Source organism: Bacillus sp. EB106-06-01-XG163 (assembly GCF_058791615.1).
Genome location: NZ_JBYTDS010000008.1, coordinates 102,632 through 122,109, shown reverse-complemented (window position 1 = coordinate 122,109; position 19,478 = coordinate 102,632). Strand labels below are relative to the sequence as shown.

Genomic DNA, 19,478 nt, shown 5'->3' with positions numbered 1-19,478 from the left:
AAAAAGGCCGTTATCCGGCCTTCAGGCTGTCGAGAAAATCTCGACAGCCTTTATGTTTCCCTTGTCATAAAATAAAAGAAAGACTGAAAAAACGGTGTCTTTCTCATGTTCCACACAAGAAATTTTTCTCGAAACACAGCCGAATTCGTTCTGTTTGACCAACTCGTCGAAGAGGATCACCTTCTTCGAAAAATTGATAAATACATAGACTTCTCTTTCATCGTTGAAAAGGTCACACCTTACTGCAGCGAAAATAAAGGCCATCCCTCACTTGATCCGCTGATCTTATTCAAAATGATGTTGAAGATTGCCACATACCCAGCCAAGCAAGGCTAGGCATGTGGGAGTGCTTTTTCTGCACCTGAAATCAAATGAATATGTAAAGAAACAGCACAAAACAAAAAAGCTTGTAGAAAAACATCATTTTCTCTACAAGCTGCTTTTTCATTCTTCAAAATAAGGATTCACATGGATGAGCACTTCTTCAACATCTGAAAAGTGTCTTTGGATTTCATTTCGGATTTCGCGGGCAATATCGTGTCCCTGCTTAATCGTCAAATCATGATCCAAAGATAACCGGACATCAAGCAATTTATAGTGGCCGTGTTCTCTTGCTCGGATTTTATCGAGCCGTTTGACTTGAGGGCAGTGCAAAATAACGGCTTTATATTCCTCTATCAGTTCGGGATCAACACTTTTTTCCATGAGAACGTCAACAGACGGCCTGATTAATTCCATTGAAATCTTAAAAATAAGGTACGCCACGATGACACTGGCAATTGCATCGGCGTACAACAGATAGGACCATCCGCGTGTGTTCCCGATAATCGCCAATAGGACGCCGATAAAAGCGGCAAGAGAGGCAACGATATCGCCTTTATGATCGTATGCAATCGCTATAATCGCTTTACTGTTCCATTTTTCCCCTTGTTTGATCGAATAACGATATAAGATCTGCTTAGCCGCGTAGGATATCAGAGCCGCAAACAATGCGCTGTATTGCGGGATGCTTGGACCTTCAACAAAGGACGAAATCGCTTCTATCAGAATATACACGGAAACGAGCACTAATATGATTCCTACAATCGCTTCGCTGATGACCTCAGCTTTGCCATGCCCGAAAGGATGGTCTTGATCGGGCGGCTTATTAGAAATGCCGATGACGGCCAGGACAGCAATTGAAGCCGCGACATCCGCTGCAGAATGTATACCGTCGGCAAAAACTGCTTCACTATCGCCTATCAGTCCAAAAAAGATCTTTCCTGCCATTAAGATCAGATTGGCTATCAATGCAATCAAAGCAACTTTTTTGCTTATTTGTTCTCTTTCACTTGTCATTTTTTCCTCCTATAAAACTGCACAAAAAAATAGAGGCGCTTTTGATTCGCTCTCCGTATCCTTTCTTGTGTAATCACTTTGCTTATCGTACCAATTCAGTTTCGAGTGGGTCTATAGCAAGGTTGTTTCCTGTTTACTAATAAATAAGGTGACAGAAAAAAAGTTGGAGCAGGGCTAAACAGTACACAGACAAAATGGCGCTGAATTTTAAAATGAACTGTTGACATTTGAGTATTTATCTTTTATTATTATCTCGAATTCAAGATTTTTTAATTCAAGATAATATAATTTAGAGTGCAGGATAAGAACCTGCCGATCGTTTGAATCACGAGAACGTTTCGTTTTTTGATCATATGTTATTTGATTTTTTATACTATAATATCTCGAATTCGAGATAAAGGGGGTAGAGGGAAATGGCTGAATTTGTACAGCTAGTGAATGAAAGAAGATCTGCAAGCAACTTTCTTCCAGAACATCCAATCACAAGAGATGAACTCAACGAAATGTTTGAATTGGTTGCGTTGGCTCCATCAGCTTTTAATTTGCAGCACACAAAATATGTGACGGTTCTTGACCCGGATGTAAAAGAAAAGCTGAAGCAGGCCGCAAACGGACAATATAAAGTGTTTAGCTCATCAGCTGTTCTTTTGGTTTTAGGGGATAAGCAGGCATATCAGCAAGCGGCTGACATCTATGAAGGATTGAAGATGCTGGGGGTATTAAATAAACAAGAGTATGATCACATGGTTCAAGACACCGTTTCGTTTTATGATAACAGAGGAGAACCATTTAAGAGAGATGAGGCGATAAGAAATGCTTCACTTTCTGCGATGATGTTTATGCTGAGTGCTAAGGAAAAAGGCTGGGACACCTGTCCGATGATAGGGTTTGATGCTGAAGCCGTGAAACAGATTTTGAAGATAGATGATCAATTTGAGGTCGTCATGATGATTACAATCGGGAAAGAAAAAATAGAAAGCAGAAGGCCGCGCGGCTACCGAAAGCCTGTGAATGAGTTTGTGGAGTATATTTAACTATTTGTAAAGGAGCAAATAAAAATGGCGAAAAAAACGATGGGCATCCATCATATTACAGCAATTGTCGGTCACCCTCAAGAGAATGCTGATTTCTACGCTGGAGTGCTGGGGCTGCGATTGGTCAAGCAAACGGTCAATTTTGATGATCCGGGTACGTATCACCTTTATTTTGGGGATGAAGGCGGGAAGCCGGGAACAATCATCACATTCTTTCCGTGGGCGGGCGCCCGCCAAGGCATCATTGGAGACGGACAGGTTGGCGTGACATCTTACGTCGTGCCGAAGGGTGCCATGGCGTTTTGGGAAAAGAGACTTGAAAAGTTCAACATTCCATACACAAAAATCGAGCGTTTTGGAGAACAATATATAGAATTTGATGACCCGCATGGCCTGCATTTAGAAATCGTGGAAAGAGAAGCAGGGGAGGCCAATACGTGGACTTTCGGAGATGTAACCCCGGATGTTGCCATTAAAGGCTTTGGCGGTGCAACCCTGTTATCAGCACAGCCTGAAAAAACAGGTGAATTGCTAGAAAACATCATGGGGCTTGAGCGAGTCGGTAAAGAAGGAGACTTCGTTCGTTATCGTTCTGCCGGTGATATCGGAAATGTGATTGACCTTAAGTTAACGCCTATCGGCCGCGGGCAAATGGGTGCCGGCACGGTCCATCACATCGCTTGGCGGGCTCAGGATGACGAAGATCAATTAGATTGGCAAAGGTTCATTGCTGCGCACGGATATGGTGTGACTCCTGTTCAGGATAGAAACTATTTTAATGCGGTTTACTTCAGAGAACATGGGGAAATCTTATTTGAGATCGCAACTGATCCGCCGGGCTTTGCCCATGATGAGTCACAAGAAACAATGGGCGGAAAACTGATGCTCCCTGAGCAGTATGAACCGCACCGGGCACAAATTGAACAAGGGCTGCTGCCGTTTGAAGTGAGAGAATTAGATTGATTGATAGATGAACGTGAAGCATGAAGAAAAATAAAAAGACATACATTTAACAGATGTTTGCTGGAAGCGACTGTTGGTAAACAGCTGCCTTGCAGACATCATATAATATGAAAAATAAGGAGAGATAAAAATGGAAGATGCAGGACTATTACTTATTCGAATCATGATTGGTGTGGTGTTTCTGTTTTATGGATCACAAAAATTATTCGGCTGGTTTGGCGGATACGGAATTAAAGGAACCGGACAATGGTTCGAGTCAATTGGAGTTAAACCAGGTAATGCCGCGGCCGCTTTATCAGGTCTCGGGGAACTCGCAAGCGGAATTCTATTTATTTTAGGTGTTTTCCTCCCGCTCGGAGCTGCTATTATAACGATTATTATGTTAGGTGCCATCGTAAAAGTCCATGGAGCGAAAGGATTTGCCAACGGTGCCGGCGGTTTTGAATATAACTTGGTGCTGATTGCAGTCTCCATCGGAGTTGCACTCATCGGTTCAGGGGCGTACGCTTTGCATTTTTAATATAATTATCTAAGAACAGTTACTGAAAAGCGGTAACTGTTCTTTTATTTTTAAGCACAACGTTCAGGTGCTCTGAATAGCAAAAAAGCGGATATGTTCAATATAAATGTGTATAGTGAATGTACGCGTATTGATGAGCTTGGTCATGAAAGACGAGCCGATTGGAGGAGGGTTTTGTTGAAAGAGATGGCAGAATTACATTCATTAGATTCTATCGAGAATTTTATTAAACAGCATCAATTCAGTTTTATCTACATTTCAAGACCCGCCTGTACAGTATGTCACGCTGTTCTGCCGCAGCTCAGAAAAGTATTGGATCAGTTTCCGAATATCAAATTGGGGCATATCAATGCTGACGAGGTAGAAGAGGTGGCCGGCAGATTTTCAGTCTTCACAGTTCCCGTGCTTCTTTTGTTCATTGATGGGACTGAGTTTCTGAGAGAAGCCCGCTTTGTTCATTTTGAACAGCTCGAAGAAAGGCTGAAAAGGGTTTATCAGTTATATCAAGATGTATAAAGCGTTTATACTTTACAAATAAAAAGCCCCCTTTAAAGGGGCTTTTATCCGGCCTTTTTTACGTTATTCGGACCGGGGTTCTAAAAAACGGGACCCGCCCAAGTCTTTTCTCATCAGATAGATATGGAAAAAATATTCTCCGACGGCGATGATGACGGCGGAAATAAGAGCGGCAAACGCCAGTCTTCCTCCGGAAATGCCCATGGACAGCGGCATTCCCATCAGCCAGACAACAAGAAACGCGATTCCGAAATCAGCGGACGCCGCCGTGATGTTATTCCATCTCGGCAGCACGTACAGGTCGCCCGTAAAGTAAGAAACGGCTCCCAGCACAATGGTCATCAGCAGCACGTCGCCGAATGTAAAGCGAAAACCTAAGCCGAGTATCAGATACAGAATAATGATGGTCATAATGCCTTTGATGGCAAGCGCTTTAATGTGTTCCATGCGAATTCCTCCTTATGGAAATCATGTTAGTATGTTTCCTCATAACGTGAAATATAAACCCTTTTTTCGTGAACATTTGTTTTCTGGCTTTTGTCTGTCATCACTGGGCCGCGGCTGAATATGATGAAGGGAGAAAATACGGGAGGTGTCATGATGGCAGTCGTAAAAGCGTCGAGCGCCGATCTGGATCTAATGGCAAGGCTGCTCAGGGCGGAAGCGGAAGGCGAAGGGAAGCAGGGAATGCTTTTGGTCGGCAATGTGGGAATCAATCGGGTGCGGGCGAATTGTTCTGATTTTAAAGGCCTGCGCACCATCAGGCAGATGGTGTTTCAGCCGCACGCGTTTGAAGCGGTGACTCACGGATACTTTTACCAGAGACCGCGTGAATCCGAGCGGAGGCTTGCCCGCCGGACGATTAACGGAGAACGGTTTTGGCCGGCTAAGTTCAGTCTGTGGTATTTTAAGCCGCCGGGAAACTGCCCGCCGACTTGGTATGATCAGCCGTTTGTCGCGAGATTCAAATCCCACTGCTTCTATCAGCCGACAGGTGAGACGTGCGAAAACGTGTACAATACATTTTAATCCCGGGCGCACCGTTCTGAGAATGAACGGTGTTTTTTTAATTTCTTGTGAAGAAAAATAGGAAAAAAGTTCGCTTGACGGATGACAAGCCAAAAAGAAACAGAGGGGGTTTTCTCCCGGCGGGGCAAGGTTTGTCGAAACAATGTGAAAAATGTCTCCCGCCGTCCATTTTTCAGCCTTACAAACCCTTCACACTTCTTCATAGCGGTTTAACATTTCTTTTTTATAATAAGGGCGATCAATGAGACGAAAGGGGAACTGACATGACACATGACGGCCGTTTAGATGAATGGATCAAGGAATTGGAGAACAAAAGCTTTCAGAACAATACGTTTGACCGCCGCGCATTTATACAGGGCGCCGGGAAAATCGCCGGTCTTTCCCTCGGGTTAGCGATCGCGCAATCCATCGGCGCGTTTGAAGTGAATGCCGCTCCGAAATTTTCAAACTATCCGTTCACCCTCGGCGTAGCTTCCGGCGACCCACTGTCTGACAGCGTCATTCTCTGGACGCGTCTTGCCCCTGACCCGCTGAATGGGGGCGGCATGCCGAAGCAGGCCGTGCCGGTAAAATGGGAAATCGCCGCTGATGAACATTTTCGTCACATCGTCAAACGCGGAACGGAAATGGCCAAGCCGAATCTCGGACACTCCGTCCATGTCGAGGCGGACGGGCTCAAGCCCAATAAAGTGTACTATTACCGGTTTAAAAGCGGGCATGAGCTCAGTCCCGTCGGCCGGACGAAAACGCTGCCAGCTCCCGGTGCTGACGTATCCGCCATGACGTTTGCATTTGCCTCATGCCAGCAGTATGAACACGGCTATTATACGGCGTATAAACATATGGCGAAGGAAAAGCTTGATCTCGTGTTCCATCTCGGAGATTACATTTATGAATACGGACCGAACGAATATGTGTCAAAAACGGGAAATGTCAGGACGCACAGCAGCGCTGAAGTGTATACACTGTCAGATTACCGCAACCGTCATGCCCAATACCGCTCTGATGCCAATCTGAAAGCCGCCCACGCCGCATTTCCGTGGGTCGTGACGTGGGACGATCATGAGGTGGAAAACAATTATGCCAATATTATCCCTGAAAAAGGCCAATCCGTTGAAGCGTTTGTGCTCAGGAGGGCCGCAGCTTATCAGGCTTATTATGAACACATGCCGCTCAGGCGCATGTCATTGCCGAACGGTCCTGATATGCGGCTGTACAGGCAATTTTCTTATGGCAATTTAGCATCGTTCAATGTGCTTGATACAAGACAGTACAGAGATGATCAGGCCAACGGCGACGGGAATAAGCCGCCTTCTGATGAGTGGAGAGACCCGAAGCGTACATTGATGGGGACAGAACAGGAGCAATGGCTGTTCGGAAATTTAGCTGCCTCAAAAGCGAAGTGGAATGTGCTGGCGCAGCAAATCTTTTTCGCGCAATGGAATTTCGGAACAACCGCCAATCCGATATACAGTATGGATTCATGGGACGGCTACCCGGCTCAGCGGGAGCGGGTCATCAATTTTATAAAAAGCAAAAACCTGAACAATGTCATCGTGCTGACGGGTGATGTTCACGCAAGCTGGGCGTCAAACCTGCATACCGATTTTAATCAAACGAATTCAAAGATTTTCGGAGCCGAATTCGTCGGGACCTCCATTACATCTGGAGGAAACGGGGCGGATAAACGGGCCGATACGGATCAGATCTTAAAACAAAACCCGCATATTAAGTTTTTCAACGATTACCGCGGCTATGTCCGCTGTACGGTGACCCCTGCCCAATGGAGAGCGGATTACAGAGTGGTGCCGTACGTGACGGAGCCGGGGGCTGAGGTATCCACGCGGGCTTCATTCATTTATCAGAAAGACCAGACGGGGATTCGGAAGGTCTCTCAAGCTGCGGTTGCAGGCGGTTTAAAGCAGTCAAACGAGGTGGAAGAGGATCGTTTCTTCGCCCATAACAATGCGCATGAAAAGCAAATGAGAAAGAAACGGGCCAAAATCTCACAATAAGGAGGCACACTCATGTTTTCTAATATCGGCATTCCCGGGTTGATCCTGATCTTCGTCATCGCTCTCATCATTTTCGGGCCTTCAAAGCTTCCGGAAATCGGCCGTGCCGCCGGCCGCACGCTGCTTGAATTTAAAAGCGCCGCAAAAACACTGGTCTCAAATGAAGAGCCGGACAAGCAGACGGCTGAGAAAGACAAAACGGCAGGCTGAATCCTGACATGGGGGCAGACGAATCCGCTTCTGCCTCTTTCTCTATAAGGAGGATGTACGATTGGATAAAAAAGAAACCCACTTGATCGGGCATTTAGAGGAAGTCCGGCAGCGTCTCATTAAAACCGTTATCGCCTTTCTCGTGTTTTTTATCGGCGCCTGCTGGTTTGTGCAGGATATTTATGACTGGCTGATCAAGGATTTGGATGGCAGGCTGGCCGTTTTAGGGCCGAGCGAGATTTTATGGGTATATATGATGATTGCGGGAATATGCGCCCTTACGGCAACGATTCCGGTTGCCGCTTTTCAGCTCTGGCGTTTTACGGCGCCGGCTTTGACCCCGTTTGAACGCCGCGCCGCTTTGCTTTACATTCCGGGGCTTTCGGTTTTGTTTATTATCGGAATTTCCTTCGGGTATTTTGTGCTGTTTCCGATTGTGCTCGGATTTTTAACACAATTATCCGCCGGCCATTTTGACATGGTATTTACGGCGGACAAGTATTTTACCTTTATGCTGAATCTTACATTGCCGTTCGGATTTTTGTTTGAAATGCCTCTGGCCGTCATGTTTCTGACACGGCTCGGAATCGTGAATCCAACCCGGCTGGCAAAGGCGCGGAAGCTTTCGTATTTTGTGCTGATCGTCGTCTCGGTGCTGATTACGCCTCCGGATTTTATGTCTGACTTTCTCGTCATGATTCCGCTGCTCGTCCTCTATGAAATCAGTGTGACGCTGTCCCGCATCGTTTACCGGAAGAAATGGGCCGAGGCGCCGTCTGCAGCTTAGTGAAGTTCGCCTCCGCCGGTCTCAATATCGTCCTCATGCGCCGCGGCGGTCACCGCGGCGATTTTGAGCGCTTTTGTCACGAGATCCAGGCTGAGGCTCGGCGCAGACTTTTGCAAGGTTTGCTCCGGAATGTACGGGATGTGTATAAACCCGCCGCGGATGTGCGGATGATGGCGGCTGATTTCATCCATCAGCCCGTAAAAGAGATGATTGCATACAAACGTCCCCGCCGTGTAGGATACAGCCGCGGGAATGCCTTCCTTTTTGATTTCCTCAACGATCCGTTTGATCGGAAGGCCGGTCCAATAGGCCGCGGGACCGCCTTGAGAAATGTTTTCCCCGACAGGCTGGTTTCCTTCGTTATCCGGTATGCGCGCCTCATTGAGATTGATCGCGACCCGTTCCGGCGTGATCTGCATTCTGCCGCCTGCCTGTCCGACACAGATGATAATGTCAGGCTGATGCTTTTTGATCGCCTCGCGCAGTACGGCAAGAGACTTATAAAAAACGGTCGGCACTTGTTCAGATACGATAGAGGCAGGGCCCTCAGCGGCACCATTCAGCCGTTTGACCGCTTCCCATGAAGGATTGACCGTTTCCCCGCCGAAGGGGTCAAAGCCTGTCAGCAATACTTTTTTCTCCATATAAAACCCTCCTTTTCTTTTTACCATACTCTATAATGGACATATATTCCTGCCGAAGGGGGAAACACGTCTTGAATTCGCCTCTGGTGCAATACCGATCTTTATTTCCGGCGCTCCGCACACATACGATGCTCGCCAGCTGCTCTCAAAGTGCTCTTGCCCTGCCGGTTTCAAAAGCGATCAATGACTATCAGGAAAGCCTGCTTCAGCATGGCGGAAACTGGGAAGAAGCCATTGGACGAACGGAGCAGGCAAGGTGTGAATTTGCGAAATTGATCGGCGCCCATCCTGAAGAAATCGCCGTTTTACCTTCAGTAACGGCTGCTGTCTCTGCCGTCGTTTCTGCTTTGCCGGATTGCCGAAAGAAACAGGCGGTGTATACGGAATTGGATTTTCCGGCGATCGCCCACATTTTGAAGGCACAGACTGAGATGGAGCTTTCAGTCGTGCCGTCTGAAGACGGAATGATCCCGTTAGAGCGGTATGAGACGTACATATCGGAACAGACGCTTTTCACCTGTGTGCCCCATGTGTCATATACGTCCGGTTTTGTCCAGGATATGAAGCGCATTGCCGAGATATCCGCAAAGAAGGGATCGCTTCTTTTTGTCGATGCTTATCAATCAGCGGGGCACATCCCGATTGATGTAAAAGAATGGGGAGTTGATATGCTGGCCGCGGGTGCGAGAAAGTATATGCTCGGCATACCGGGAACGGCGTTTCTTTATGTCAGAAAGGAACTTGCCGAACGGCTGAAGCCGAAAGTCACCGGGTGGTTCGGGCAGCAGCGGGCGTCGATGCTGGATTTAACCCGTTTTTCTTATGCGGACGGAGCCAAACGCTTTGAGACCGGAACCCCGGCATTTATCAGCATATATGCGGCACAGGCGGCTTTATCTCTAGTAAACGATGCCGGCACAGACCGCATTCACCGGGAAGTAAAAAAACTCAGCGCATTTGCGTATGAATACGCTTTTGAAAAAGGGTTGCACCTCACAGGGCCGCCGTCTGCCGATGACAGACCCGGCATGATTTCCATACGGGATGAAAAAGCGGCGGAAACGGCTGCGCTGTTGAGGCGGAAAAACATCGTATGCGCACCCAGCGGACATATCATCCGGCTGGCGCCTCATTTCTATAACACGGCCGATGATCTGATGTATGCGATTGATGAACTGGCTGAAGCGCGCGGTATATAAAAAAACAGCAGACCCACGGGGAGCCTGCTGTTTTCTTATGAGTGATTCACTTTGACCCGTTTCATAAAGAAAGCGCTGATCAAGCCGATAACGGCGACAATCATCGCGAAGATAAAGGCGTGCTGGACGCCCGCAATCAGCGCGTGAGAGTATGCGGAAGGATCATTCGGGTTTTTCACGGTGCTCATATAATTCTTCTGGCCGGCTGCCATGATGCTGACCGCCACCGCAGTGCCGATTGCGCCGGCCATCTGCTGGAGCGTATTCATAATGGCCGTTCCGTCCGGATAAAATTCCGGCGGCAGCTGGTTTAAGCCGTTCGTTTGCGCCGGCATCATGATCATGGAAATGCCGATCATCAGGCATGTGTGGAGCACGACGATGAGAATGGCCGTTGAAGTGCCGGTAATGTTTGAGAAAAACCAAAGTACGGCGGCCGTGATGACAAACCCGGGAATGACAAGCCACTTCGGTCCGTATTTATCAAACAGGCGCCCCGTCACCGGAGACATAAAGCCGTTTAAAATACCGCCCGGCAGCAGGATGAGCCCGGACGTAAACGCCGTCAGCATCAGTCCGCTTTGTAAATACATAGGCAATAGAAGCATTGTTGATAAGATAACCATCATACAGATAAACACAATCACGACACCGAGAACAAACATCGGATAGCGGAAAGCGCGCAGATTCATCATCGGCTGCTTCATTGTCAGCTGCCTGATGGAAAATAAGATGAGCGCGATCGCACCGACAGTGAGCGAACCGATAACCGTCGGGCTTGACCAGCCGTCTGATCCTTCGCCCGCATTGCTGAATCCGAATACGATGCCGCCAAATCCGATCGTAGACAGAATAATGGAAAGCACGTCAATTTTCGGTTTTGTAATGTCAGACACGTTCTGCATGTAGGCGATGCCGAATAAAAGAGCCAACACAAGAAACGGCAGGGAAATCCAGAAAATCCAATGCCAGTTCAAATGCTCTAACACAAGCCCTGAAAATGTCGGACCGATCGCAGGAGCGAACATGATGACAAGCCCGATCGTCCCCATCGCCGCTCCGCGCTTATGCGGCGGAAAGATGACGAGGATTGTATTAAACATCAGCGGCAGCAGCAGCCCGGTTCCTAAAGCCTGCACGATTCTCGCCGCCAAAAGAAACGGAAAGCTCGGCGCAAGCGCTGCAATCAGCGTGCCGATAATAGAAAAAGCAAGTGAAACGATAAACAGCTGTCTCGTCGTAAACCATTGCAAAAGCAGACCCGATACCGGGACAAGAATACCGAGAACGAGCAGATAGCCCGTCGTCAGCCACTGGACGGTCGCAGGAGTGATATGTAACTCCTTCATCAGGTCAGTCAGGGCGATATTCAGCGCCGTTTCACTGAACATGCCGATAAACCCTGCCGTCAGTAAAGAAATCATGATCGGCATGACTTTATATTGTTTGGAAGGCTGAGCGTTTTCCAAAATCATTCTCCTCTCTTTCTATACGTACATGTCTCTCGTATTTTATGTCTTCAGCAGGTTCGGGATTTGTTTAGAAATATGGAGGATCGGCATTTTGTCTTTTTTGGCTAAGGACACAATGATGCCGCCTTCTATCATGGCATTTAAAACAGTGCTGATTTCCGCCGCTTTCTCATCAGAAAAACCGGCTGATCTCAATTTGCCCGCGAACAGATTCTCCCATTCCTGATAAGCGCTTTGACAGGCCTGCTGGAGCTTTTCGCTCTTTAAAGCAGTCTCGGCAGCCAGTAAACCGACAGGAAACCCTTCAAAGTTTTCCGGACATGTGAATTGGCTTGATAAGTCCTGTAAAAACGCTTGAATGCTTTCCGCAGGATCAGGATGGGCATCAAGGCTTTCTTTTATTTTCATACGGATATAATGGCTCATTTCATTGACAGCCTCAATGGCGAGCTGCTCTTTGCCGTCCGGAAAATGATAGTAAAGAGAACCTTTCGGCGCACCGCTTTCTTTAATAATCTGATTCAGCCCCGTGCCGTAATACCCCTGAAGCTGAAACAGCCTGGTTGCCGCGGCGAGGATTTTTTCACGAGAATCTCCATAGCTCATAATGTTCCCACCTTACTGATTTTTGACAAATTTAAAATATAGTGACTGGTCTATTATCTTGATTTCACATGACGGTGTCAAGGTTTTTTAACGGTTATTTTCTTCGGGAGGTTGCCTGACAAGCGCGTTGACCGGTGAGAGGAAAATCTTCATAAATAAAGAAAAGGAGAGAAAAGAATGAAAAAACAATTCATGCCCTTCATTACATTTATCACGGCTCTGCTCTTCATCGCGGCCGGCTGCTCCCAATCTCCTCAAGCGAAAGAAACACCGCCCCGGATGGCAGCCGCAGCCTCAGCGAAAAAAGACGGACTTCCGAATGTTAAAATTCTTGCCACCGGCGGCACAATTGCAGGCGCTGCTCCTTCAAAGACGTCAGCTACGGAGTACACGGCGGGGGCAATCGGAGTTGATGCCCTGATTCAGGCCGTTCCGGAGATAAAAGAGGTCGCGCATGTGAGCGGAGAACAGGTTGTGAATATCGGCAGCCAGAATATGAATAACGAGACACTGCTGAAACTTGCAAAACGGGTAAACAAGCTGCTCAAGTCTGATGATACAGACGGCATTGTCATTACACATGGAACAGACACACTTGAGGAAACCGCCTACTTTCTCAATCTGACGGTCAAAAGTGACAAGCCCGTTGTTGTCGCCGGGTCAATGAGGCCGTCCACGGCGATCGGAGCAGACGGGCCGTCCAACTTATATAACGCTGTAAAAACAGCGGCTGCGCCTGATGCGAAAGGTAAGGGGACGCTTGTCGTATTAAATGACAGAATCGCTTCGGCGCGCTATGTGACAAAAACCAATACAACCGCGGCCGACACATTCAAATCGGAAGAAATGGGTTATATCGGAACAATTGCTGATGACATCTATTTTAATAACATCATGACCCGAAAGCATACGAAGGATACAGATTTCAAGATAGACAAACTTGATAAACTGCCGCAAGTCGATATTATATACGGCTATCAAAATGACGGAAGCTATCTCTTTGAAGCTGCCGTAAAATCAGGGGCGCAAGGCATTATTTTTGCAGGCCCGGGAAACGGCTCAATGTCTGATGCGGCGCATAAAGGCGCCGTAAAGTCGGTCAAAAGCGGGCTGGCGGTCGTCCGCTCCACAAGGACGGGAAACGGAACGGTAACACCTAATCGAGAGTATGAAAAAGACCATTTGACAGCTTCAAACTCTCTCAACCCTCAAAAAGCGCGGATTCTGCTGATGCTCGCGCTGACAAAAACGCATGACCCTAAGCGGATTCAAACCTATTTCAATGAGTACTAGGAGAAGAGAACCGGGTGTTCTCTCCTTTTTTTGTTTGCCGTATTAAAGTATAAGTGTGCTTTCGGGAAAGGGGCGTCTTTCTCATTTTTCCGCCTCTTTTTCAATTGTTGAAAACAGTAAAAAATACTCTATTTTTTCCTTTTCTTCTCTAATAAAATGAAAATTGCAAAAAATTACATAACAGGAGGAAAGTTCATGAAACAAATCAAAAGCAAAATCCTAGCGATCCTTACAGTCTGCATGCTCTCCGTCATTTCCGTATTTGCCTTCCAGCCGACCGTATCGAAAGCCTCCTCAGAGCATAACCCGGTTGTCATGGTCCACGGAATCGGCGGGGCGTCCTTTAACTTCGCGGGAATCAAAACGTACTTGGCATCCCAAGGCTGGTCAAGAAATGAGATGTACGCCATTGATTTTCTGGACAAAACCGGAAACAACAGACACAATGCACCGAGACTGTCCAATTACGTGAAAAAAGTGCTCAGCGAAACAGGTGCGAAAAAAGTCGATATCGTCGCGCACAGCATGGGCGGCGCCAACACGCTCTATTACATTAAAAATCTTGACGGCGGAGACAAAATCGCAAACGTCGTCACACTGGGCGGAGCGAACGGCCTTGTGACCAACCGGGCGCTTCCGGGGACTGATCCGAACCAAAAGATTTTATATACATCGATTTACAGCTCAGCGGACTTAATCGTCCTGAACCCGCTGTCACGGCTGATCGGCGGGAAAAACGTGCAGATTCACGGTGTCGGACACATCGGACTTTTGATGAACAGCCAAGTAAACGGGCTGATTAAAGAAGGTCTGAACGGCGGCGGACAAAATACAAATTAACAGTTTCAAAGCCCCGGAGAATGAGAATATCCCGGGGTCTTTTTTTCTTCCATATTCTTTTTTCGCCGTAAACCAAGCCCTCTGAAGTTATTTTTGTTAAAATAATAAAGTTATATCAGAATTCGGAGGGTTTATTGTGGGAAAAGTGAAAAGAAATGCCCCTTGCCCATGCGGCAGCGGGAAGAAATATAAAAAATGCTGCGGAAGCAAAGAAGCTGCCATTCCGGCAGACATCGCGGCAAAAGAAGCGAAACAGATTCAGGAAAGCCTAATGGAGTACGCCTTTACAGCACATAGAGACGGCATATCATCATTTATTAACCAGCACGCGTTCATTACGGAGCTGGACAGACAGACAAAAGACATCGGAGTCTTCAACCTCGGCATCTGGGGAATTTTCTTCCGTCCGCTGGCAGGCGGCAAGACGATTTTTGAAGAATATCTTCAGAAAAAAGCCGGCGGCATCAACCGCCCGAAAACACGGGAAATCGTTGAATCATGGAAAAGCATGACACCTGCCGTTATGGTGCTTGAAGATGTGAAAGAAGGAATGATTCACTTTGAAGATGTGATGACGAAAAAACAATTCAAAGTGGAAATGGACGTCAGCCAGCAGGATCTTCCGCCGGCGGGAAGCCTGATTCTCGGCTATCCGATCCACGAAGCGGAAAAAGCGGAGTTCTTCATGCAATTTACGATCTTCCCTGTGAAGCGGACCGAAGCTCTAATCAGCAAAGTGAAAAAGGCGGCTGCCCCGGCTCTTGCGGAAGGAAAATCGCCTGAGCGCTTTATGCAGGACAACTTCGACATTGTGCTGGCCGCTCTTTTAGGAACGGCGGAAGAGCCTGAGCAGGCTGCTGAAGAAAAACAGACAGAGTGGGCCAACGACATGGAAAAGGAAACGGCAGACGCTATTGAAAAAGGCCTGAGCGGGGATGAATACCCGGCTGAGCTGGTTCCGGCCGTAATTGATCTGTGGAAAACGTTCTGTATCAAAAAAACACCGACGATCAGAAAGCCTGAAGCTTTCGCGGCGGCGGTCGAATATTACGTAAACAGCATTTCTCTGAACGGCGCGTCCGTTTCTCAAGCCAAGCTGGCGAAGAAGTACGGCGTCAGCGCCTCAACGATTTCCAGCCGCTATAAGGAAATCGAGGGTGCTCTCACGGATGAAGCCGAACGCTTCGCCGCAGCTCTGACATCTTAATACACAGCCAAAAAAACCTTGAAGGGCAAACGCTTTTCAAGGTTTTTTTTGCAGATAGGCTCTCAGGCAGGATAATTCTTACCGTCTATCTAATACTAAACAGAGCGATAAAAGGAAGGGAGCCTGAGCCATGGATGAGACACGTACGCTGGGCAGGACGGATTTACGGGTAAAGCGTATCGGTTTTGGCGCAAATGCGGTCGGAGGACATAATCTGTTTCCGAATCTTAATGATGAAACGGGAAAAGAACTCATCCGCACAGCATTGGACGGCGGCGTCAATTTTATTGATACGGCGTTTATATACGGTTTGGGGCGTTCCGAAGAGTTAATCGGTGAAGTTGTCGCAGAGCGCGGCGTGCGGGACAGCCTCGTGATTGCGTCAAAAGGCGCGCATAAAGAAGTCAACGGACAAATCGAGCTGGACAACAGCCGTGAATTTCTCCGGAGTGAGGCGGAAAACAGCCTGAAGCGGCTGAAAACAGACGTGATTGATTTGTATTACGTCCACTTCCCTGACGGCAAAACACCGCTCTCCGAAGTGGCGGGCACGCTAAAAGAACTGAAGGACGAAGGGAAAATCAGAGCAATCGGCGCGTCCAATCTCAGCTTCCGGCAATTGCAGGAGTTTAACGCCGACGGCTATTTAGAGGTTTTTCAATCGGAATATTCACTGATTCAGCGTGAGGCGGAGCATGATCTGCTGCCTTATTGTGAAAAGAACGGCATTTCCTTTATTCCTTATTTTCCGCTTGCTTCCGGCTTGCTGACGGGAAAGTTTACAAAAGACACAGTCTTTGAGGACAACCGAAAGAACAGGCCGCCGTTTCAGGGAGAAGCTTTTCACCAAAATCTGGAGCGAGTGGATAAGCTTCGGGCCGTTGCGGAGGAAAAAGGGGCGCAGACAGCGCATATCGCACTCGCATGGCTTCTGTCGCAGCCGGCGGTGGATGCGATCATTCCCGGAGCCAAACGCCCCGACCAGCTGAAACACAATCTGGACGCGCTTCATGTGCAGTTAACCGAGGATGAGGTTCAATATATCAGTGACATCTTTAAGTGAAAATAAAAAAAGGAAATAGCCTGCGCTATTTCCTTTCTTGTTGTCAGGACGTTTTCAAAAACGCTTCTGTCAATCCTTCCAGATCGGCGTCTGTATCCAGATACCACTGGCCGCGGGCGTTTTTCTTCATCTCGATTTCTCTTGTAACGGAAGAAGAAGCCGGTTTGAGGCGCATAAACTCTTCCGGATAGACAGAAAGCAGGTGGCTGACAATTTCGTTTTCATCAGCATCAGGGTGCTTTCCGGCATAGTCTTGCACGCGGTCTTGCAGCTGGCCCGCAAGCGGAGACATATCAAGCGGCGTCACTTTTGCTTCAAGGACGGCTTTTTTGCCTGACATGGACTTGGTATGCACCTTGAGCTCTGTGTTATCCCGAAGCGCTGATGACATGGCGTCAATAATAGCGGAAATGGCTTTTGAATCCGCCTGTTCTTGTGATATGCCTGCAGAAGCGATAAAGCTGGCTTTCGCCGATTCCTGATATGCGGCGGCCGTCATTTTTTCATTTACACCGGTCAGGCGGGTGAAATCTTTATTGTGCTTGCCGTACAGCATCACATCAATGTATGCGGATAATGCGTCCGCCGGGTCAGGTTTTGCGTTGGAGGCTGTGCCTTTGACTTTCAGTTTATAAGATAAAGGCTTCGCGTCTTTTGCCTGCGGCTGATATACCAATTCATAGGATTTGCCTTCGTCAGCCGTGAAGTACAGATTGCCCGTCACTGTCTTACCCGCATGAAGCGTGCCGCTCTGCATCAAGTCTTCCTTATCGGCCTTGGCTGTTTTCGCGTCATCCTGATAAAGTGAGAAGTCGCTGCTTTTGACGGTAAGCGGGTCTTTGCCCGTATTTTTGACGGTGACCGTTACTTTCAGCGCGGCCGGATGTTCAGTATCGTTTGAAGCGGCCCATGCCGTCTCTTTTATTTTCACTTTCGCCGTGCTGCTTTCCTGGCCGCCGCTCGTTTCGCTGTTGCACGCGGCGGTAAATGCCGTGAGAAGCAGAATGAAAAACACGGCGCTCATTTTTTTGATGGACATCTGGTTTACCCCCTGTTGTTAATGATTAATTCGATAGTCATGAAGACAGACAGGTTAATTATACTAGTTTTGTATAAAAGAGTCTTGGTAATCATCAATCTTTTTGGAAGAAAAGGAAGTGTTATGATGAAAAAAGAAGAGTTGAAACAGCTGGCTCTCCGAATCGGAAACGTACCTGCCCGCTACGAGAGTAATGTGGAAGAATACCAGGAAGATGAGGTTCTGTTTTGGTGGGAAGATAAGAATGATCCGGAAGCCGGCATCATTGTCGAATTAGACCGGGACGGAAAACTGAAATACTTATCCCGTCCGGCTTTCCAGACTGATCTGCCGGCTCTTTCGGAATCGGACATAGAAGAACGGATGCGGGCGTTTTTAGAAACCCATCGTCCGGGGGCATTGGCTGAGTTTGAACCGGAAAAAAACGGACCCGCAAATGATGGCGATGTGAGATATTCCTATGTTCAGATGGCTGACGGTCTGCCGCTTCCGCTGACCGGGTTTTACATCGACCTGGCTGTGACAGGGGAAGTAACCGGCTTTTCTTACCATGGGAAGGCCGATGATCTGTTAAGACCGGAGACAATTGCGGACAAGCGGGAAGCATTGGCTCACTTTGTCAAACATATTGAAGCAGAGCTGTTGTTCAGCGTCCTGCATCAGTCCGTCTATGTGCAGGGGGATGACAAGCCCCATCTCGTCTATGAAATCGTGTCTCCGACCCAGCCGATATCGGCCGACCTGAAGGAAGAGAATGTAGAATTAGACGAATATGAAGAGCTGGAAGACGACACGCGGCCGTATGTCCCGATTTCACGCCCTGCACCTGAAGCGGAAAAGTTGAGCATCAATGACATGATCGGGCTGCACGACGGTTTTTATAAAGAGAGGGAAAGCGATCTTGGAGAGGGCTGTATCGGCGTTGCCTGGCGTCCTGAAAAAACAAAATCCGTACGGGAAGATAAAAGCTTTGAAAGTCTGTTTAAAGAACGGAATGAACACGTATTGAAAACAATGCATGATAAAGAATCGGGCCGGCTCACCGGGGTGATGTCATTTATAAAAGTTGAAGGCGAACCGAGGTTTTCCGAGGAAGAATGCCATCACATGGCCATTCGCTTTTTATTCGCCATGTTTCCGGAAGCGGATCAGTATTTCCGGGTTCAATATGATGAGCCGGATGATGAAGGAGAAAACGTGGGACTTACATATAAGGCTTGTTCGGGCGGCGTTGATTTGCGATTCGGAGAGGGGAGAATCTGTGTCAGCAAAAAGACGGGTCTTGTCACTGTATATATGCCGCCGGAAATTGATCCGAAAGAGCTCCAGGAAATCGATCCCGTTCCTTCATTGACAATGGAAGAGGCGAAAGACGCGATCCGCCGGGCCATCAAAGCCGAGCTCGCTTGGGATCGTTGTTACGATGACGACAGCTGCGGAAAAGTGTACAGGCTCGTATACAAGCCGGTTTTCCCGCTGTTTATTGAGGCTCATACAGGGGAAGCGATCACGAGTTTAATAGGCTGAAGGTCATGGGCGTTCGTCCCGGGGCTTTCGCGGGGAATGTGACATTTGTATGAAAAAGAGCCGCTCTGAATACGGCTCTTTTCCCTCTTTGCTAAAAATAGACACATAAAAGGCACTTTCTTCCCTTTAAAAGGATAAGGACGTTTTTATATAATAAAAAACAGTTCTTTTTTATA

At 47.8% G+C, this 19,478-nt stretch carries 20 protein-coding genes and 1 pseudogene; 15 read left to right on the top strand and 6 right to left on the bottom strand.

Annotated features, from left to right (window positions below; all coding sequences use genetic code 11):
- Positions 1 to 105: 105 nt before the first annotated feature.
- A pseudogene (locus AC3WTF_RS11650) lies at positions 106 to 300 on the top strand (transposase); the annotation flags it as partial.
- A 144-nt stretch (positions 301 to 444) separates the two neighbouring features.
- On the opposite strand, the gene AC3WTF_RS11645 reads toward AC3WTF_RS11650, so the two are convergent.
- A complete protein-coding gene (locus AC3WTF_RS11645) occupies positions 445 to 1,338 on the bottom strand; it encodes a cation diffusion facilitator family transporter (RefSeq protein ID WP_007409018.1) in 894 nt (297 codons plus the stop codon).
- Between the two features lie 413 nt (positions 1,339 to 1,751).
- Between AC3WTF_RS11645 and AC3WTF_RS11640 the strand changes: the two genes are divergently transcribed.
- The 4 genes from AC3WTF_RS11640 to AC3WTF_RS11625 all read left to right on the top strand — a co-directional run bounded on the left by AC3WTF_RS11640 (position 1,752) and on the right by AC3WTF_RS11625 (position 4,371).
- Positions 1,752 to 2,372: a nitroreductase family protein gene (locus tag AC3WTF_RS11640; RefSeq protein ID WP_047935161.1), complete on the top strand. Its 621-nt coding sequence runs from the start codon at positions 1,752 to 1,754 to the stop codon at positions 2,370 to 2,372.
- Positions 2,373 to 2,396: 24 nt separating this feature from the next.
- Positions 2,397 to 3,335, top strand: coding sequence for a ring-cleaving dioxygenase (locus AC3WTF_RS11635; protein WP_047935162.1), 939 nt, complete (start codon positions 2,397 to 2,399; stop codon positions 3,333 to 3,335).
- A gap of 130 nt (positions 3,336 to 3,465) precedes the next feature.
- A complete protein-coding gene (locus AC3WTF_RS11630) occupies positions 3,466 to 3,855 on the top strand; it encodes a DoxX family protein (RefSeq protein ID WP_007609195.1) in 390 nt (129 codons plus the stop codon).
- 177 nt (positions 3,856 to 4,032) lie between these two features.
- Positions 4,033 to 4,371 (top strand): thioredoxin family protein, encoded by a 339-nt coding sequence (locus AC3WTF_RS11625; RefSeq protein ID WP_007409022.1) that lies wholly within the window; start codon positions 4,033 to 4,035, stop codon positions 4,369 to 4,371.
- A 63-nt stretch (positions 4,372 to 4,434) separates the two neighbouring features.
- On the opposite strand, the gene AC3WTF_RS11620 is transcribed toward AC3WTF_RS11625, so the two are convergent.
- Positions 4,435 to 4,818 carry a DUF2512 family protein gene (locus AC3WTF_RS11620; protein WP_003156684.1) on the bottom strand — a complete coding sequence of 128 codons (384 nt, stop codon included), beginning with the start codon at positions 4,816 to 4,818 and terminating at the stop codon, positions 4,435 to 4,437.
- A 153-nt stretch (positions 4,819 to 4,971) separates the two neighbouring features.
- Here AC3WTF_RS11620 and AC3WTF_RS11615 point away from each other — a divergent pair, with 153 nt between their 5' ends.
- The 4 genes from AC3WTF_RS11615 (at position 4,972) to tatC (ending at position 8,412) form a co-directional block, all read left to right on the top strand.
- Positions 4,972 to 5,400: a cell wall hydrolase gene (locus AC3WTF_RS11615; protein WP_011996267.1), complete on the top strand. Its 429-nt coding sequence runs from the start codon at positions 4,972 to 4,974 to the stop codon at positions 5,398 to 5,400.
- Between the two features lie 263 nt (positions 5,401 to 5,663).
- Positions 5,664 to 7,415 carry an alkaline phosphatase PhoD gene (gene phoD, locus AC3WTF_RS11610; protein WP_021495297.1) on the top strand — a complete coding sequence of 584 codons (1,752 nt, stop codon included), beginning with the start codon at positions 5,664 to 5,666 and terminating at the stop codon, positions 7,413 to 7,415.
- Positions 7,416 to 7,427: 12 nt separating this feature from the next.
- The gene (locus tag AC3WTF_RS11605) at positions 7,428 to 7,625 is read left to right on the top strand and encodes a twin-arginine translocase TatA/TatE family subunit (protein ID WP_003156681.1); all 198 of its coding nucleotides are present in this window, start codon (positions 7,428 to 7,430) and stop codon (positions 7,623 to 7,625) included.
- Positions 7,626 to 7,686: 61 nt separating this feature from the next.
- Positions 7,687 to 8,412: a twin-arginine translocase subunit TatC gene (gene tatC, locus AC3WTF_RS11600; protein WP_007409026.1), complete on the top strand. Its 726-nt coding sequence runs from the start codon at positions 7,687 to 7,689 to the stop codon at positions 8,410 to 8,412.
- Here tatC and pcp read toward each other — a convergent pair.
- Complete coding sequence (gene pcp, locus AC3WTF_RS11595; RefSeq protein WP_038456871.1) at positions 8,409 to 9,056, bottom strand: pyroglutamyl-peptidase I; 648 nt, start codon at positions 9,054 to 9,056, stop codon at positions 8,409 to 8,411. The two genes, tatC and pcp, sit on opposite strands and share 4 nt — an antisense overlap.
- Before the next feature lie 71 nt (positions 9,057 to 9,127).
- Here pcp and AC3WTF_RS11590 point away from each other — a divergent pair, with 71 nt between their 5' ends.
- A complete protein-coding gene (locus tag AC3WTF_RS11590; RefSeq protein ID WP_492314263.1) occupies positions 9,128 to 10,255 on the top strand; it encodes an aminotransferase class V-fold PLP-dependent enzyme in 1,128 nt (375 codons plus the stop codon).
- A 35-nt stretch (positions 10,256 to 10,290) separates the two neighbouring features.
- On the opposite strand, the gene lmr(B) is transcribed toward AC3WTF_RS11590, so the two are convergent.
- On the bottom strand, positions 10,291 to 11,730 hold the full coding sequence (lmr(B), locus tag AC3WTF_RS11585) for a lincomycin efflux MFS transporter Lmr(B) (protein ID WP_032865253.1): 1,440 nt from the start codon (positions 11,728 to 11,730) through the stop codon (positions 10,291 to 10,293).
- Positions 11,731 to 11,766: 36 nt separating this feature from the next.
- Positions 11,767 to 12,333 carry a transcriptional regulator LmrA gene (gene lmrA / locus AC3WTF_RS11580; RefSeq protein WP_007409030.1) on the bottom strand — a complete coding sequence of 189 codons (567 nt, stop codon included), beginning with the start codon at positions 12,331 to 12,333 and terminating at the stop codon, positions 11,767 to 11,769.
- A gap of 177 nt (positions 12,334 to 12,510) precedes the next feature.
- Here lmrA and AC3WTF_RS11575 point away from each other — a divergent pair, with 177 nt between their 5' ends.
- From AC3WTF_RS11575 to AC3WTF_RS11560, 4 genes are all read left to right on the top strand, one after another.
- Positions 12,511 to 13,626, top strand: a complete 1,116-nt coding sequence (locus AC3WTF_RS11575; RefSeq protein WP_020955272.1) for a type II asparaginase — start codon at positions 12,511 to 12,513, stop codon at positions 13,624 to 13,626.
- A gap of 195 nt (positions 13,627 to 13,821) precedes the next feature.
- Positions 13,822 to 14,466, top strand: a complete 645-nt coding sequence (gene estA / locus AC3WTF_RS11570) for a lipase EstA (protein ID WP_007409033.1) — start codon at positions 13,822 to 13,824, stop codon at positions 14,464 to 14,466.
- A gap of 136 nt (positions 14,467 to 14,602) precedes the next feature.
- A complete protein-coding gene (locus AC3WTF_RS11565; RefSeq protein WP_007409034.1) occupies positions 14,603 to 15,673 on the top strand; it encodes a helix-turn-helix domain-containing protein in 1,071 nt (356 codons plus the stop codon).
- A gap of 130 nt (positions 15,674 to 15,803) precedes the next feature.
- Positions 15,804 to 16,736: an aldo/keto reductase gene (locus tag AC3WTF_RS11560; protein ID WP_007409035.1), complete on the top strand. Its 933-nt coding sequence runs from the start codon at positions 15,804 to 15,806 to the stop codon at positions 16,734 to 16,736.
- Positions 16,737 to 16,779: 43 nt separating this feature from the next.
- On the opposite strand, the gene AC3WTF_RS11555 is transcribed toward AC3WTF_RS11560, so the two are convergent.
- Positions 16,780 to 17,775: a DUF5105 domain-containing protein gene (locus AC3WTF_RS11555; protein ID WP_047935165.1), complete on the bottom strand. Its 996-nt coding sequence runs from the start codon at positions 17,773 to 17,775 to the stop codon at positions 16,780 to 16,782.
- 126 nt (positions 17,776 to 17,901) lie between these two features.
- On the opposite strand from AC3WTF_RS11555, the gene AC3WTF_RS11550 reads away from it, so the two are divergent.
- Positions 17,902 to 19,302 carry a YcdB/YcdC domain-containing protein gene (locus AC3WTF_RS11550; protein ID WP_047935167.1) on the top strand — a complete coding sequence of 467 codons (1,401 nt, stop codon included), beginning with the start codon at positions 17,902 to 17,904 and terminating at the stop codon, positions 19,300 to 19,302.
- Positions 19,303 to 19,478: the final 176 nt, after the last annotated feature.

What these genes read in the sequence shown, in the direction of transcription:
- AC3WTF_RS11645 (WP_007409018.1), bottom strand. Translation starts at nt 1,338, where the DNA reads ATGACAAGTGAAAGAGAACAAATAAGCAAAAAAGTTGCTTTGATTGCA.
- AC3WTF_RS11640 (WP_047935161.1), top strand. Translation starts at nt 1,752, where the DNA reads ATGGCTGAATTTGTACAGCTAGTGAATGAAAGAAGATCTGCAAGCAAC.
- AC3WTF_RS11635 (WP_047935162.1), top strand. Translation starts at nt 2,397, where the DNA reads ATGGCGAAAAAAACGATGGGCATCCATCATATTACAGCAATTGTCGGT.
- AC3WTF_RS11630 (WP_007609195.1), top strand. Translation starts at nt 3,466, where the DNA reads ATGGAAGATGCAGGACTATTACTTATTCGAATCATGATTGGTGTGGTG.
- AC3WTF_RS11620 (WP_003156684.1), bottom strand. Translation starts at nt 4,818, where the DNA reads ATGGAACACATTAAAGCGCTTGCCATCAAAGGCATTATGACCATCATT.
- AC3WTF_RS11615 (WP_011996267.1), top strand. Translation starts at nt 4,972, where the DNA reads ATGGCAGTCGTAAAAGCGTCGAGCGCCGATCTGGATCTAATGGCAAGG.
- phoD (WP_021495297.1), top strand. Translation starts at nt 5,664, where the DNA reads ATGACACATGACGGCCGTTTAGATGAATGGATCAAGGAATTGGAGAAC.
- AC3WTF_RS11605 (WP_003156681.1), top strand. Translation starts at nt 7,428, where the DNA reads ATGTTTTCTAATATCGGCATTCCCGGGTTGATCCTGATCTTCGTCATC.
- pcp (WP_038456871.1), bottom strand. Translation starts at nt 9,056, where the DNA reads ATGGAGAAAAAAGTATTGCTGACAGGCTTTGACCCCTTCGGCGGGGAA.
- lmrA (WP_007409030.1), bottom strand. Translation starts at nt 12,333, where the DNA reads ATGAGCTATGGAGATTCTCGTGAAAAAATCCTCGCCGCGGCAACCAGG.
- AC3WTF_RS11575 (WP_020955272.1), top strand. Translation starts at nt 12,511, where the DNA reads ATGAAAAAACAATTCATGCCCTTCATTACATTTATCACGGCTCTGCTC.
- estA (WP_007409033.1), top strand. Translation starts at nt 13,822, where the DNA reads ATGAAACAAATCAAAAGCAAAATCCTAGCGATCCTTACAGTCTGCATG.
- AC3WTF_RS11560 (WP_007409035.1), top strand. Translation starts at nt 15,804, where the DNA reads ATGGATGAGACACGTACGCTGGGCAGGACGGATTTACGGGTAAAGCGT.
- AC3WTF_RS11555 (WP_047935165.1), bottom strand. Translation starts at nt 17,775, where the DNA reads ATGTCCATCAAAAAAATGAGCGCCGTGTTTTTCATTCTGCTTCTCACG.
- AC3WTF_RS11550 (WP_047935167.1), top strand. Translation starts at nt 17,902, where the DNA reads ATGAAAAAAGAAGAGTTGAAACAGCTGGCTCTCCGAATCGGAAACGTA.